16 protein-coding genes and 1 riboswitch are annotated in these 14379 nt (G+C 66.6%); of the genes, 10 read left to right on the top strand and 6 right to left on the bottom strand.

The features are described 5' to 3' along the window. The first annotated feature begins 13 nt into the window (after positions 1 to 13). The 5 genes from AC07YR_RS02250 to AC07YR_RS02230 all read left to right on the top strand — a co-directional run bounded on the left by AC07YR_RS02250 (position 14) and on the right by AC07YR_RS02230 (position 4245). On the top strand, positions 14 to 835 hold the full coding sequence (locus AC07YR_RS02250) for an amino acid ABC transporter substrate-binding protein (protein ID WP_494732900.1): 822 nt from the start codon (positions 14 to 16) through the stop codon (positions 833 to 835). Positions 836 to 871: 36 nt separating this feature from the next. Beyond that, a complete protein-coding gene (locus AC07YR_RS02245) occupies positions 872 to 1537 on the top strand; it encodes an amino acid ABC transporter permease (protein WP_494732899.1) in 666 nt (221 codons plus the stop codon). Further along, entirely contained in the window at positions 1524 to 2309 is a 786-nt protein-coding gene (locus AC07YR_RS02240) for an amino acid ABC transporter ATP-binding protein (protein ID WP_494732898.1), read from the top strand. Before AC07YR_RS02245 ends, AC07YR_RS02240 begins: the two co-directional genes overlap by 14 nt. 111 nt (positions 2310 to 2420) lie before the next feature. Beyond that, a complete protein-coding gene (locus tag AC07YR_RS02235) occupies positions 2421 to 3407 on the top strand; it encodes a dienelactone hydrolase family protein (protein WP_494732897.1) in 987 nt (328 codons plus the stop codon). Further along, complete coding sequence (locus AC07YR_RS02230) at positions 3400 to 4245, top strand: CPBP family intramembrane glutamic endopeptidase (RefSeq protein WP_436057816.1); 846 nt, start codon at positions 3400 to 3402, stop codon at positions 4243 to 4245. Before AC07YR_RS02235 ends, AC07YR_RS02230 begins: the two co-directional genes overlap by 8 nt. Here the strand turns inward: AC07YR_RS02230 and AC07YR_RS02225 are convergent. Further along, entirely contained in the window at positions 4141 to 5190 is a 1050-nt protein-coding gene (locus tag AC07YR_RS02225; RefSeq protein WP_494732896.1) for a ribonuclease Z, read from the bottom strand. The two genes, AC07YR_RS02230 and AC07YR_RS02225, sit on opposite strands and share 105 nt — an antisense overlap. 134 nt (positions 5191 to 5324) lie before the next feature. On the opposite strand from AC07YR_RS02225, the gene AC07YR_RS02220 reads away from it, so the two are divergent. Then, positions 5325 to 5843, top strand: a complete 519-nt coding sequence (locus AC07YR_RS02220) for a DNA alkylation repair protein (RefSeq protein WP_494732895.1) — start codon at positions 5325 to 5327, stop codon at positions 5841 to 5843. Here AC07YR_RS02220 and AC07YR_RS02215 read toward each other — a convergent pair. Together AC07YR_RS02215 and AC07YR_RS02210 are read right to left on the bottom strand one after the other, a co-directional pair. Beyond that, positions 5810 to 6064: a hypothetical protein gene (locus AC07YR_RS02215; RefSeq protein WP_494732894.1), complete on the bottom strand. Its 255-nt coding sequence runs from the start codon at positions 6062 to 6064 to the stop codon at positions 5810 to 5812. The genes AC07YR_RS02220 and AC07YR_RS02215 overlap by 34 nt on opposite strands. Before the next feature lie 58 nt (positions 6065 to 6122). After that, positions 6123 to 7661 carry a polysaccharide deacetylase family protein gene (locus AC07YR_RS02210; protein WP_494732893.1) on the bottom strand — a complete coding sequence of 513 codons (1539 nt, stop codon included), beginning with the start codon at positions 7659 to 7661 and terminating at the stop codon, positions 6123 to 6125. A gap of 340 nt (positions 7662 to 8001) precedes the next feature. Next, positions 8002 to 8194: riboswitch (cyclic di-AMP (ydaO/yuaA leader) on the top strand. A 3-nt stretch (positions 8195 to 8197) separates the two neighbouring features. On the opposite strand from AC07YR_RS02210, the gene AC07YR_RS02205 reads away from it, so the two are divergent. After that, the gene (locus AC07YR_RS02205; RefSeq protein WP_494732892.1) at positions 8198 to 8950 is read left to right on the top strand and encodes an NlpC/P60 family protein; all 753 of its coding nucleotides are present in this window, start codon (positions 8198 to 8200) and stop codon (positions 8948 to 8950) included. Between the two features lie 109 nt (positions 8951 to 9059). Here the strand turns inward: AC07YR_RS02205 and AC07YR_RS02200 are convergent, their stop codons facing one another. Beyond that, positions 9060 to 9665 carry a hypothetical protein gene (locus AC07YR_RS02200; protein ID WP_494732891.1) on the bottom strand — a complete coding sequence of 202 codons (606 nt, stop codon included), beginning with the start codon at positions 9663 to 9665 and terminating at the stop codon, positions 9060 to 9062. A gap of 133 nt (positions 9666 to 9798) precedes the next feature. Here AC07YR_RS02200 and AC07YR_RS02195 point away from each other — a divergent pair, with 133 nt between their 5' ends. Further along, positions 9799 to 9993, top strand: a complete 195-nt coding sequence (locus tag AC07YR_RS02195) for a DUF1918 domain-containing protein (protein ID WP_055803420.1) — start codon at positions 9799 to 9801, stop codon at positions 9991 to 9993. Between the two features lie 73 nt (positions 9994 to 10066). Here the strand turns inward: AC07YR_RS02195 and AC07YR_RS02190 are convergent, their stop codons facing one another. Together AC07YR_RS02190 and AC07YR_RS02185 are read right to left on the bottom strand one after the other, a co-directional pair. Further along, positions 10067 to 10444, bottom strand: coding sequence for a cupin domain-containing protein (locus tag AC07YR_RS02190; protein WP_055803417.1), 378 nt, complete (start codon positions 10442 to 10444; stop codon positions 10067 to 10069). 201 nt (positions 10445 to 10645) lie between these two features. Next, positions 10646 to 12091: a DUF5129 domain-containing protein gene (locus AC07YR_RS02185; RefSeq protein WP_494732890.1), complete on the bottom strand. Its 1446-nt coding sequence runs from the start codon at positions 12089 to 12091 to the stop codon at positions 10646 to 10648. A gap of 95 nt (positions 12092 to 12186) precedes the next feature. Here AC07YR_RS02185 and AC07YR_RS02180 point away from each other — a divergent pair, with 95 nt between their 5' ends. Together AC07YR_RS02180 and AC07YR_RS02175 are read left to right on the top strand one after the other, a co-directional pair. Further along, positions 12187 to 12669, top strand: a complete 483-nt coding sequence (locus AC07YR_RS02180) for an LpqB family beta-propeller domain-containing protein (RefSeq protein ID WP_082506874.1) — start codon at positions 12187 to 12189, stop codon at positions 12667 to 12669. Beyond that, the gene (locus AC07YR_RS02175) at positions 12666 to 14378 is read left to right on the top strand and encodes a DUF5671 domain-containing protein (RefSeq protein ID WP_494732889.1); all 1713 of its coding nucleotides are present in this window, start codon (positions 12666 to 12668) and stop codon (positions 14376 to 14378) included. Before AC07YR_RS02180 ends, AC07YR_RS02175 begins: the two co-directional genes overlap by 4 nt. Position 14379 lies beyond the last annotated feature (1 nt).

The raw sequence follows: 14379 nt of genomic DNA, 5'->3' as shown, positions 1-14379 counted from the left end.
ACGAAGGTTCATCATGAAGCGCACACGTCTTTCCGCCATCGGCCTCATGGCAGCTGCAGCCCTTGCCCTTGCCGGCTGCGGCTCCGGCTCCACCACGCCGTCCGGCTCGACGCCGGCGGGCGGCGCGGACACCTCCCTCAGCGACGTCAAGAGCGCAGGTGAGCTCAAGATCGGCACCGAGGGCACGTACAAGCCCTTCTCGTTCCACGCCGACGGCAGTGGCGACTTGACCGGGTACGACGTCGAGATCATCACCGCCGTCGCTGAAAAGCTCGGAGTCAAACCCTCCTTCCAGGAAACCCAGTTTGACGCCATCTTCGCCGGGCTGGAAGCCAAGAGATTCGACGTCGTGGCCAACCAGGTCTCCATCACCGACGAACGCAAGGCGAAGTACGAATTCTCCGAACCCTACACGGTGAGCACCGGCGTTATCGTCACCAAGGCTGACGACAGCAGCGTCAGCTCCTTCGACAGCCTCAAGGGCAAGACCACCGCGCAGTCACTGACCAGCAACTGGTACAAACTGGCTCAGGAAAGCGGCGCCAACGTCGAGGCTGTGGAAGGCTGGGCGCAGGCGGTCACACTGCTCAAGCAGGGCCGCGTTGACGCCACCATCAACGACAAACTGACGTACCTGGACTACCAAAAGACCGCGAAGGACAGCGGCATCAAGATCGCCGCCGAGACCACGGACAAATCGCTCAGCGCCCTCGCCTTCCGCAAGGGATCAACCAGTCTGGCCGAAGCCGTGAACAAGGCCCTCGGCGAACTGCGGGCCGACGGCACACTGACCAGGATTTCGCAGAAGTACTTCGACGCGGACGTCACGAAGTAGCGGGGTGGAGGCCGACGGCGAGCGCAGCTTCAGCGTATGACTATCAACTGGGACCTCGTCTGGAGCTCACTGGGGCCCATCCTCATCGGCGCGGTAACGGGCACGATTCCGCTGGCCCTGGCGTCCTTCGTCCTCGGGCTGCTGCTGGCCCTGCTGATCGCGCTGATGCGGCTGAGCCGGAACCCCGTGTTCTCCACCGTTGCGCGGATGTATATCTCGGTCATCCGCGGCACGCCCCTGCTGGTCCAGCTGTTCGTCATCTTCTACGGGCTTCCGTCCATCGGGGTCACCATCAGCCCGTGGCCCAGCGCCATCATCGCCTTCTCCCTGAACGTGGGCGGGTACGCGGCCGAGGTCATCCGTGCGGCCATCCTGTCCGTTCCCAAGGGGCAGTGGGAGGCGGGCCATACCATCGGCATGTCCCGCCGCCAGTCGCTGGTGCGGATCATCCTGCCGCAGGCGGCCCGGGTCTCGGTGCCGCCCCTGTCCAACACCTTCATCAGCCTGGTCAAGGACACATCCCTGGCCTCCCTGATCCTTGTCACCGAGCTCTTCCGCCAGGCGCAGCAGGTGGCGGCCTTCAGCCAGGAATTCATGCTGCTGTATCTGGAGGCCGCGGTCATCTATTGGATCATCTGCCTGGTCCTTGCCGGCGGGCAGTCCGCCCTGGAGAAGAGATTGGACCGTTATGTCGCCCACTGATTCCGCCCTCCCGGACGATGCCGCGCTGCTGACCGTACGGGGATTGCGCAAGGCATTCGGCAGCCATGAAGTGCTGAAATCCGTGGACGTGACCGTCCGGCGCGGCGAAGTCGTCGCCCTGATCGGGCCGTCGGGGTCCGGTAAGACGACCGTGCTGCGGTGCCTCAACGGCCTCGAAATACCCGACGACGGCGTGGTGGACTTTGTGGGCCAGCTCGCCGTCGACTTCTCCGCAGCGGTGACCAAGAAGCAGCTGGCCGCGCTCCGGGACCGGAGCGCCATGGTGTTCCAGCACTACAACCTCTTCCCGCACAAGACCGTCCTCGAGAACATCATCGAAGGCCCGGTCCAGGTGCAGAAGCGCCCCAAGGCCGAAGCCATCGCTGAGGCCAGGGAGCTGCTTGCCCGCGTGGGGCTGTCCGCCAAGGAGAAAAGTTACCCCTTCGAGCTCTCCGGCGGGCAGCAGCAGCGTGTGGGCATCGTGCGTGCCCTGGCTCTGCGGCCGCAGCTGCTGCTCTTCGACGAGCCGACGTCGGCCCTGGACCCTGAGCTGGTGGGCGATGTACTGACTGTCATCAAGGAGCTGGCGGACGAAGGCTGGACCATGGTGGTGGTCACCCACGAGCTGGCGTTCGCCCGGCAGGTGGCCGACGAAGTCATCTTCATGGACGGGGGCGTCGTCGTCGAACGCGGCCACCCGGACACCGTGTTGCGCGACCCGCGGGAGGAACGCACCCGGCAGTTCGTGGACCGGCTGCTCAACCCGTTCTAGGGCAACGCCCTGAGCCACAGCGCTGCGGTCAATCCTGGGGCAAACCCAGCGGGCCCTTGCCCCAGGATTGACCGCAGGGGAGGATAATTGGCAAATGGCAGGAGGCTCTCCATGACCCAGCAGCTCGGCAAATTTGAGAAATACCTGATCGAGGAATTCTTCGACGATTACCGTGCCGGTGCCATGAGCCGGCACACGTTCACGCGCCGGGTGGCGTTCATCACCGGGAGCATGGCCGCTGCTGGGGCCGCCATGGCACTGGTGGGCTGCACGCCGCAGGAGCTTCCACGCAGCACCGATCCGATGCCGACGCCCACCCCGTCCGCGGCGTCCAACGGCACCGGCACAAGCACGGCATCCGCAGGCGCGGTGCCCGGCGCCAAGAGCCCGCTGTCCGTTCCCGAGGGCGCTCCCGGCCTGGTCACCGCAACCGTGCAGTTCCCTGCCGGCGGTACCGACATCAGCGCCTACCTTGCCCGGCCGGAAGGCGGCAAGCCCGGACCCGCCGTGCTCATCTGCCATGAAAACCGCGGGCTGACCCCGCACATCCAGGACGTGGCACGACGCTTCGCCAAAGCAGGCTACGCTGCCCTGGCCCTGGACCTGCTGAGCAGGGAGGGAGGAACGGCGAGCCTGGACCGGGACGCCGTCCCGGGTGCACTGACCCAGGCCGGAGCGAAGCGCCACGTCGGGGACTTCTCGGCAGCCTTCGACTACCTGAAGGCACAGGACTTCGTCGATTCCGGGCGGATTGCCATGACGGGCTACTGCTTCGGCGGCGGCATCACCTGGCAGGCGGCGACGGAACTGTCCGGGCTGAAGGCCACCTCGGCCTTTTATGGGCCCGCCCCGGATTTGGAGAAGGTCCCGGCCATCAAACCGGCCGTCCTTGGCGTCTACGCTGAACTCGATGACCGCATCACCGGGGCGATGCCGGCCTTCCGCGATGCCCTTGCCGCCACTGATGTCCGGCACGAGCTGAAGGTGTATCCCGGCGTCGACCATGCGTTCCACAACGACACCGGCGAGCGCTACAACGAGACCCAGGCCACCGCCGCGTGGAACGACACACTGGCGTGGTTCAGCAAGTATGTCTAACCGTTCGCCCGCGGCCGGAACGGGAGCAGGAGCCGGAGTCAGCGTCCGCAGCGGCATCTCGATGAAACTGCTCCCGGCGGCACTGGTGTCGCTCTCCGGCTTTGTCCTGTTCGTCCTGGAACAGAAAATCCCAGGGTACGGCCTCCTGGCGCTGGCCCTCATCACGGCGGGACTGATCGACCGCGCGCTCCTGCGCGACCTGGCCCTGATCGCCGCCGGGCTCGTGGCCATCAGCCTGGTGCCGATCACCACGGACATCAGCACCGAGCACATGCTCGTCATGGGCACGGCCATGATCCTCGCGGTGGGCGTTCCTTACACAGTTTCGCGCTTTGTCTACAAGGACCACGCGGTCAAGTTTCCTGTGCTCACCGGCCACCCCTGGACTCGGGCGGAGAAATGGTACCTGGCCGCCGTCGTCGTGATGGGTTACGCGGTGCTTCCGGCGTATATGGTCAACACCGGTGTCTACAGCAATTGGCCCGCGGTGTCGGACCCGGAGGGGATCTTCCGGCTTTTCCTGGGCACCAACGTGCTGGGGATCTGGGATGAGCTCTTCTTTATCTGCACCGTTTTTATCCTCCTGCGCCGGCACCTGCCTCTGGCCCAGGCCAACGTGCTGCAGGCCGTCCTGTTCACGTCCTTCCTCTGGGAACTGGGGTTCCACGCCTGGGCGCCGGTGTTCATCTTTCCCTTCGCCCTGCTCCAGGCGTTCATCTTCACCCGGACAAAGTCACTGTCCTACATCGTGGCCGTGCACCTGCTGTTCGATTTCGTGCTGTTCCTGGTCCTGCTGCATGCCCACAACCGCGCCTGGATCGACATCTTCGTCTACTGACGGTGCAGCGAGCGGGCGCGGCGTACCAATCGCGGGCCGAGCCCCGCCCGCAAGCCAGGAAGCCCGCTCCCGCCTGGGCAGGGGAATCCTGTCCAGGTCCTCTGCGGCGACGACGGCGGCCCGGCCTGCGCGGGCACCGGCCTGTTCCGCCAACACGCCGACGTCCCCGTACCGGGACGAGAAATGCGTGAGGACCAGCATTCCGGCCCCGGCAGCGGAGGCCAGATCGCCGGCCTGCCCGGCAGTGAGGTGAAGATACCGGGAGGCCAGCCCGGCGTCGTCGTCGCTGAACGTTGACTCCGCCACGAGGAGGTCCACGCCTTCGGCGAGCTCCCCGGCGGCGTCGCATTCCGCGGTATCCATCACGAACGCGAAGCTCTGGCCGGGGCGCGGAACGCTCACGTCTTCCAGCCGTACCCCGTTGAGGTTTCCCTCCCGCTGCAGCCGTGCGACGTCTCTTCCTGAGATTCCCGCCGCCGCAAGCTGATCGGGCAGCAGCGTGCGGCCGGCGGGCTCGACCAGCCGGTAGCCGAAAGTCTCAATGCGATGCCGCAAGGGCCGCACCTCCAGGCCGGGCGCGATCGGCCCCGGTGCGGAATGCGGGTGCAGCCGCAGTTCGAGGCCGGGGGAGGCGAGGGACACGAGGGCGCGGACCACCTCGGTGCCGGAGACCGGAAAATGCAGGTCCACCGGGTGCTGCACACCATCGAGCACCATTCGCGACAGTACGCCCGGAAGTCCGAAGCAGTGGTCCCCGTGAACGTGGGTCAGGCAGATCCGCGTCACCTGGCTGGCTGAGACGCCGGCGTGGATCATCTGCCGCTGGGTGCCTTCGCCGGGATCGAAGAGCATGCCCTCGCCGTCCCAGCGAAGCAGGTACCCGTTGTGGTTGCGGTTCCGCGTGGGAACCTGCGACGCGGTGCCGAGAACGACCAGTTCACGCATGGGACCGAGCATCTCACGCCGCAGTACCGGAGGACTACACGACGACGGCATTCCGCCGGGGCTGCTCCAGCTATACCGCACAGAACGCCTTAGGGAGTTCGATCCTCCGCCCGCGGGAACGGCAGAATAGTGGGATGACCGACGCCTGTGACTTCGTGGACGCCTCGCTCCAGCGCGAGAGCTCCTGGCTCCGGGCAGAAGAAGCACAAGCCCGGCTGGGCGACGGGCTCCAGTACTACGGCGCCTCCGTGGGTGCTGTGCGGGGGACCATCCGCGACATGCTGCGCCGCCACCGGGACCTCACACACGATGACATTACCGCGCTCAGCACCGAACTGTGGTCGGTGCCCGTCTTCGAACGCCGGCTGGCGGCGGTTGTCCTGCTGCAGTCCCGGGTTGCCCTTCTGGACAACTCCGACCTCACCCGGATCGAGGGCTTTGTGCGGGAGGCGCAGCTGGGTGGGCTGGCGGACCCCCTCGCAACCGACGTCGTCCGTCCCTTGATCGCAGGCCTGGAAGGGCAGGCAAGGGCACGGGCGGACGTTGTGCTGGACCGCTGGGCGGGGGATCCGGATCCGTGGCTGAGGCGGGCAGCCGAGCTGTCGCGGGCGGACGCCCCTCAGCCGCCGGCCCGGCGCTCCACCACCCCGTAGGCCTTGCCCTCCAGGAACTCCCAGTCCGTCACCACCATGAACCCGAGGGCGCTGACGCGGTCGTTGAGGACCAGGACGTCGAAGCCGCCGTCCCGCGGCTCCGCGTCCCACGTCGCCACATGGAGCTCCTTTCCCTCAAGGATCAGGAGCTCGGTATTGACGTCGAAGTCCTCCTGCGGCTGATCGCTCAGCTGGCAGATCGCCACGCAATAGTGTTTCACTCTTCGCCCACAGATCCGGCGCGGTCGGTGCGTTCATTCCGGTCCACCGTCCGGCCTCCTATGTGATACGGATTCCACGGGACGGTGACCAAGTGACGATTCCCCCTTGGAAGTTTTGGGCCACGACACCACCGGCGCCGACGTACTCGTCACTGGTTGGATACCCGAGCTGGCCGTTTTCCCAGCGCTGTGCTGCCCAGGCGGCGCCGATGGCGCCCTTGGTGCTGTGGGCACCTGTGACCGCGGACCAGTGGACCTGGCCTCCCTGGAACACCTGGTAGACGCCACCATTCTTGAGTCCCGGGATCTCGTCGCTGACCGGGTAACCCAGCGCTCCGTTTTCCCAGCCTTGCGCGGACCAGGCCGATCCTATGGCTCCGAGGGTGGCGTGTGCCCCCGAGGCTGGCGACCAGTGGATCTGGCCGCCTTGGAAGACCTGGTAGACGCCGCCGCCCTTCAGTCCGGCGACCTCGTTTGTGAGGGGGTAGCCAAGTTTTCCGTTTTCCCAGGACTGCGCGGCCCAGGCTGCACCAATGGCACCTCTGGTGCTGTGGGCTCCGGTTGCGGGTGACCAGTGGATCTGGCCGCCTTGGAAGACCTGGTAGGCGCCGCCATTCTTGAGCCCCGCGATTTCATTCGTAAGCGGGGAACCGAGAAGCCCGCCGCCTGAGCCTTGGGCAAGCCAGGCTGCTCCGATGGCGCCGCCCACCACAGGTCCGCTGGGAGAGGGCGACGGCGAAGGGGACGGAGAGGGCGAGGGAGACGGGGAGGGGGAGGGTGAGGGAGAAGGCGACGGTGAGGGAGAAGGCGATACCGGGGACTGGCCCAATGCCTGTGCGACTGTGCGGACCGACGTCGTACCGTTTGCTGTCCGTGCGGCCAGCCATGTGACGAATTCCTTGAACAGTGCGGGGCTGATCGACAGGGACGGGTCCGTTCCGTTGGCGATCTCGTGGAAGGTCAGCTGCAGCCAGCCGCCGGTTGTCTCCGCGTTGGTGACGGTGGCCTGCAGGTCCGCCAGGCTCCACGTGGCGGCCACCTGGTCCGGTGCCCTGGTGACCATGGGTTCCTGCGGCGGTAGCGTTTCGGCCACAGGGCAGTCGGCGCAGCTGGCAGGAGATCGGATGTCGCCGAGGCCCCGGGAACTGGCGTACCCGCAGCCGCTGACTGCGGACTGGGCCGTGGCATTCACCGCAGCGAAGGGGTAGGCGAAGTTGCGGACGGTGAAGCCCCAGCCTTCGAGGGTCGACTTGCTGTTGCAGGCCTCCGCGCTCGCGGCTGCTGCGCTGAGCGTTGTCATGTCTGGATGGGTTACGCTGTGGCCGGCGATCTCGTTGCCGCCGGCGGCCAGAGTCTGCAGGTTCGCCCGGGTCAGGAACCCGGACTGGTCCACAAAGGACGTGGTGATGAAGAAGGTTCCCACCAGACCGTGGGCTTTGAGCTCCTGCGCGGCGGCCAGCTGGCTGCCGAGGCCGTCGTCGAACGTCAGGCTGACGATGGTCGGCCCCGCGGCCTTCGATGTGCCGGCGACACCCGCCACCGTGCTGACAGCCAGCAACAGCGCTCCCAGGATGGCGACCCAACGCCGGCCGTGCATACCCCCGGCCGTAGGCTCTGGGAGTTCCGCGACATGACGTGGCTGGTTGTGGACAGAACGATTTGACCAACGCATGATTCCTCCAGGCGTGTGAGTCCCCCCGCAAGAACATGCACGTAGACTACGCCTCGCGGCGTCAATGGAAAACACTCGAATTTGACAAACCGCAGATCCAAGTATATGTAGCGTGCCGCTACCTGCTTGTAGCAGCGCGAGCCGGGCCACAGCGGTGCCGGGGGAGGGCCCGACGGCCCCGTTACCTTGATGTGACATCCCAACGGTGGCCCGCGTACGGTGGAACGGTGCCCGTTGTCTCAGATACCGGCACTCCCGGGCGGATTGCCTAACCCTGCCGCGGTCCGGGATCCGATCGAAACCATCCGGCAGGGACGGGGAAACCACTATTGACCGGCAGAGTTCGTGCTGGTCTTCGGGGTGAAGCCGCACGCCATCCGCAACGCGGAAGGGCGCTGCGGCCGGGTGTCTCCCATCCGAATCCGACAGCTAACCTCGCAGGCATCGGGAGAGGTTAATTCATGCTTTCACGCAAACTGCCCGCTCATCATCGGTCAACCGCGCCCGCGGGGCGCTCCAGGTCCACATCGGCCGGGGGCCGGAGCAGGGCCGGCCGGCAGGCTGCGGTCATAGCCGCTGCCTCGGGCCTGGTCCTGTCCAGCGGCATGGCGGCCCAGGCCGCTGAAGCCCCGGCGGAACGTGACTCAGCTCCGGCGTCCGCCCCCGACATCAATGCCCAAGTGGGTGCCCCGCTCAGCGCTGATTCCCATGTCAGGATCAGCTACGAACGTCCGGACGTCAGCACCACCCCCGCCCCCGTGGAGGTATCGGTCGAAGAGCCCGTCCCGGCAGTGGCGGCAGCCGCCGCGGCGGCTCCGGCGCCTGCCGCTCCTGCTGTTTCCGTGCAGGTCCAGGCTGCGGTGCCCGCTCCCGCCCCGGCGCCTGTTGCCGGCGGTGTCAACGCCGCCATGGTTTCTGCCGCCTACGCGCAGCTGGGCATCACCCAGGACTGCACCGCCATGGTGGAAAAGGCCCTTGGCTCAGCCGGCATTCCGGTCGGGGACCTGGGACCCATGCAGTTTATGAACTATGGCTCCGTAGTGGGGGAGCCCCAGCCCGGCGACATGGTGGTGCAGTCCGGCCACGTCGGCATCTACATCGGCGACGGCCAGGTGATCAGCGGCGGAATGAACGGCGTAAACGCCACCGTCACGCACCCGCTGTCCTGGCTGACGGCCACCGGCGGCGTGACCTTCGTCCGCGCCGGAGCCTAGCCTCCCCGCCCTTCTTCAAGCGGGCGTAACGGCCGGCGATCAGCTGCCTTGGGGGCAGCAGGTCGCCGGCCTTCCGCGTATTCGTGGCACAACGGCGCACACGGGTACCTCAGGGCGGCGAGATGGTGAGCTGGGCCGTGATCTCGCCTTCCGCGAATTTGATGCGCAGCAGCGCGTCGCGGGTGTCCGCCGGAAGGGTGAAGCGGACGCCACCCGACTTGCTCGAATCGCCCGCGACCAACTCGTTCAGGCCGGGATCGGGGGAGTAACTGACGCCACCGACGTTCAGCCTGAACGTTGAGTCCCAGAAGTTCAGGTCATACCGGCCGTGGTTGGTGCACCTGAGCGTGAGGGTCAGTGCGATTTTGCCGGACACATCGGGGCGCGCAGTGGCGTTGAGAATTTCATATTCGACGTCGGCGGCCCGGTACGTGCGTTCGGCTGGCAGGGCTACCTTCCACTCCGCGCGGTTACCTGTGCCGGACCCGGGGGCGGACGTCGACGCACCAGCGCCCGGCTGTGCGGCGCCGGTGGAAGCGGCCGGGGAACCCGTACCGGAGGCGCTCGCCGTCGAAGCGGCGGGACGGCCGGCGTCGAACATCCCCAGTTGCCCCATGCCGAGCAGCAGCCCCGTCACAGCGGTGATCACAGCTGCTGCAGCGGTCAGCAGGCCGGGCAGCGTAGCCCACCAGTTGTTGGGTTTTTCCTCCGCCATAGCCGTTCCCCCTGGGTCCCGTGTCAAGGTCAGTTCAGTCGTATCCCGGCCGTACACCCTCGAACTTCCAGTGCGCAACGGCCCTGTTATCCCCGCCCCGAGACTCGTACTCTGGTTCTTGGAGGTGATTGCCATGAAGGCAACCCAGGGAGACCGGATCACTATCCGGGGCAAGACGGTCGGATCGTCGGAGCGGCACGGCCAGATCGTTGAGGTTCACGGCGCTGATGGAGCGCCGCCGTATGTGGTGCGATTCGACGACGGCCATCAAACCACTGTCATCCCCGGCGGGGACTTCGTGATTGACAGGATCCACCCGCAGCAGTGAACCCGCAGTAGTGGCCCCGCAGCCAACCGGGCTGTTGTCCGCCCGGCCGCTTCGGTTGCTTCGGCGCGGCCGGTTACTCGGGGGACTTGGCGAACACCGCGGCGCTGACGAACTCCACCCCGGTGAAGGGTTCGTCGCCTTCGACCCACGCGTCATGGCCTGGCGGGATGCTGTAGGAATCATGAGCGGCGATGTTGATCTGGTTGCCGTCAGAGGTCTGGACCACGAGTTTGCCGGAAACGCAAAAACCGACATGGCTGAGCTGGCATGACTCGGTCTTAACGACGGGCTTGATGCACTCGGACCAGCGCCAGCCGGGTTCAAATTTGAATCTTCCGATGGTGTAGGCGTCGACGGATACAAGATCCACTTCCGTCTTATCGGGGCGGCGCTGTTCGTCCGGAGAATTGTGGGACTTAACTGCGAGTTGAGCGACAACATTCGTGGTCATGGCTCTCTCCATCAATCAGAATTGCGGATGGGGCTGTCCGGGCCGCAACGGCGACCGGCCAGCGGAGTCGGCTTGCCAGGCTTGAACCCGCGCGGCGAACCGATGTAGCGATCGTCTTACGATGCCCAGCTTCCTCCGATCCCGGATTCTTGTCGAGACCCCGTGGCGGAACGCAGCCGGCCGCCCGCCGGCAGCCCCGACCTAGAAACTGGACGAACTTCCGGACCCGGAAAAACTGCCGCCACTGGCGCCATAGCCGGTGGTGCTGCCGCCGCCGCGGGCCGTGCTGACGCTGCCCACGCCTGTGCTGAATCCGGTGTTGAAGGCCGGGACCGAGAAGAAGTAGTACGACGGATAGACCGTGCCCAGGATGCTGGGCTCGTAAGCGCGGCCGTGCTTGGCCTTGGTGCCCGCCTGGGCGTTTTCCATTTCCTCGCGCATCGTTTTGGCTTCCCGCTCGTTCTTCGCGAAGCCTGCAATAACGGTGTCCGCGTGGTTCTTCAGCAGTTCGGTCAGATGCGTCCGGGCATCACGCAACCGGTCCAGGGCAGTTTCGGGGCTGATGGTGCCCTCGGCGAGTTCGGCCGACCAGCGCTCGATGTCAGGTTGGCTCTGCTCGCGGAAGGACCGGAGCGCCGCAGCTGTCGCCGAGTCGCCCTCGGCATGGCGCTTGCTGAGCATCTGTTCGATGGCGGCCAGGTCGCTGCGGAACGGCGCCAGCTGCCGGTCCCACGCAGGTGCCCACGCCGATCCGCGGTTCAGCAGGGCGTTGGTGTCGGCTATGACGTCATCGAGCGCATCCAGTTCCGCAGACGCGTCGGCATAATTCCGTACCAGCTTCAGGTTGGGCCGCCGTCCCATGGCCCGCGGAGTCAGCGCGTGCGCCTGGTTGGACAGCTGGGTGGCCGCGTTGTACTTGGCCAGGAAAGTGCGGTGCTTCTCCAGGACCGTGCTGCCGTACCGCGAGGACTCCGGGATGGTGCCGGCGTTCAGCTCGGTGACTTGCAGGTCCATGCTCACGTTGGCGTAGCTGGCGTCCCCGCGGGCGAGTTCCCGGCGGCTGTCCACCCTGGTCCGCCATCGCACAATCAGCCAGGTGGCGGCGCCAAGGACAGCCGCTGCCACGGCGCTCCAGGCCGTGACCAGGAACGCCGCTGACCGGTACCAGGGCTGGTTGATCAGTTCCGCTCCGCGCCGGATGCCGGCGATGGTTCCGTCGGTCCACTGGGCATCCCGCAGTAAATCCTTGGAAGCGTTCTGGATTTCCTCCCGCTGTTCCAGGGACACCTTGCGGTCCTCGCCCATGTACGTGCCCACATGGCGGCCTACCGGATCCAAGGCGAAGATGAAGAGACCATCCGCCCATTTCTGGCCGTCCGTGCTGATCCATTCCGGATGTTCGGCGCGGGCGAAGCGAAGGACTTCCTCGTTGAGGTTGTCCGCCGCCGCACCGCGGTAGGTGAAGACCGCAACGCGGGTGGGTTCGTAGAAGTCGATGGCTTCCACCGCCGGGACCAGCCGGCTGCGGTCCAGCACGCCTGCGCGGTCCTCCACCACGAACTCCACCGGCGGTTCCGCCAGGGCGGCGGCGGAACCGCAGAGCAGGCCGAGCAGGACAAGCAGTACGGCAGCCAGGAGCCTGCGCATGATTCCCTTTTCCCGTGGAGCAACATTTGTCTCCAGCCTTGTTGATGCCCACCACCGGTGATAGGGCCGAAAGTACCGTAGCTAGGGGGTGGGCCGTGCGCCATACTGACCACATGAACGCGGCGGCGGGAAGACCTAACAGGATCCTCGTGGTGATCCTGGCAATTATTGGCGTGCTGGCGGTGGCTGCGCTCGCCGTGGTCTTCTCGCGGGGTGAACCGGCCCTGCTGGATGAGTCCACGCCCCAGGGTGTGGTGCAACGCTACTCTGCAGCTGTCATCGACGGCGATGAGGCGGCGGCCACTGCCTACCTCACGGAAACCGCCCGGACCCAGTGCGTCGACTTTGAGCGGTCGTCCACGGAAAACCTGCGCGTTACCTTGGTGTCCACCACTGAACGGGCGTCGTCCGCGGACGTGAGGGTGCTGATGGTGGTGTCCAACGGGAGCGGACCCTTCGGGAACTCGGAGTACGAAACCGAGGACGTGTTCGATCTCGTCAAAACGGACGGCAAGTGGCTGATCGATTCCGCTCCCTGGCAGCTCCGGGTCTGCACGAACCGCGGAGTGAAGCCGTGACCGCTGCCCAGACGGTGCCTGCGCCCGCAGCCGGATCCGCCCAGCCGACGGTCCGGCGCCTCATCGTTTACACGCTTCTTTTCGCCCTGGTCGTGGTGACCGCCATCGGCCTGAGCGGGCTGTTGGGGAGGCTCCTTGGCGCGGGAACGGTGCTCGTCTCAGGTGACGTGGCAGGCCTGGCCCGCTCGCTGGCGTTCACCCTGATCGGCGGCCCCATGGCTGCCGCGCTCTGGTGGTTCGTGTGGCGGCGGCTCGACGACGCCATTGAGCGGTCGTCCGCGGGCTGGGGGCTGTACCTGACGGGCATGTATGCGGTCTCGCTCATCACGTCGGCCACAGCGCTGCTCAGTGCCGTGGCCGCGGTCATCGGGGGCGAACGGCTGGGCTGGCAGCTGTCACTGTCCAACGGACTGGTCTGGGCCGCCGTGCTGGCGTGGCACCGCTGGATGTGGCGCCATCCGCGGAAAAGCCCCTCGCTGATTCCGGACGTTCCCACGGTTGTGGGGGCGGCTTTCGGGCTCATCATCGGTGTGGGCGGCTCGATCACAGCGCTCGCGAATCTCCTGGACACCGCGATTCAGGGCTTCACCGCGTCCGCGTCCCTCGGGGATCCGTGGTGGAAGCTGGTGCTTCAGGCGCTCGCCTGGGGTCTCGGTGGCGTCGCCATCTGGTGGTGGCACTGGATTCACGACGGCGGACGCCGGCTGACGACTGATTTCGCCGGCGTCGCCCTGGTAGTTATTGGAATCCTGGGTGCTGTCCTCCTGACGGTGGGCGGCTTCGGTACTGTCTTGTTTGTCCTGCTCAGGCTTGCCTTTGACCGCACGGACCCGGTGAGTGAAATTCTGGAGCCGCTCGGCGCGGCGATTGCGGCCGGCGCAGTGGGTTCCCTCGTCTGGGCGTACCACCGGGCCGTCTCCGCAGGACGATCGGGCACCACGCTGCAGGCGGCGAAGCTTGTGACGTCAGGGGTGGGCCTGGCGGCCGCCGCCACCGGAATCGGCATTGTGGTCAACTCCGCCCTCAGCATCGCGGCGACGCCACTGGCCGGCGACGGCATCCGTACCCTGCTGCTGGGCGGAATCAGCGCGCTGGCAGTTGGTGGACCTCTCTGGTGGCTCACCTGGAAACCCGGGGTTCCGCCCGAGCCGACCGAACTCGGACGCCGCGGCCGGCGGGTGTATCTCATCGCCGTGTTCGGCCTGAGCGCGATCGTCGCCGTCATCACCCTCCTGGTGATCGGATACCGGGTCTTCGAATTCCTGCTCGACGACGTCAGCGGCGGAAGCCTGGTGGACCGCACCCGGGCGCCGCTGGGCCTGCTGGTGGCGACGGGGCTCGCTGCCGGGTACCACTTCGCGGTCTGGCGTCACGACCGTTCGCTCACTGCTGCTGCCGCGCCCCGGAAGCGTACGGTCCGGAAACTGATCCTGGTGGCCGCGGGAGATCCGGAGCCGCTGGTACGGGTGGCAGCGGAGGTCACCGGTGCGGCTGTCACTGTGTGGAAAAAGGCCGACGCCGGAACCTCCGACGCGGTGGCGTCCGGTACGGCGTCTTCCGGCACTGCTTCGTCCGGCCCCACCGAGGAAGCCGCGGGCGGGTTGTCCGAACAGCTCGCCCGGGCATTGGAAGGTGTCGCGGCGGACCGTGTCCTGGTGATCACGGGCCCGGGGACCCGGATCGAAGTGATCCCGCTGGGTTCGGACTGAC

The sequence above is a fragment of the Arthrobacter sp. GW460-12-1-14-TSB2 genome (assembly GCF_059423525.1).
The sequence above is the reverse complement of the archived record's forward strand: the minus strand, read 5'-3'. Positions and strand labels throughout refer to the sequence as shown.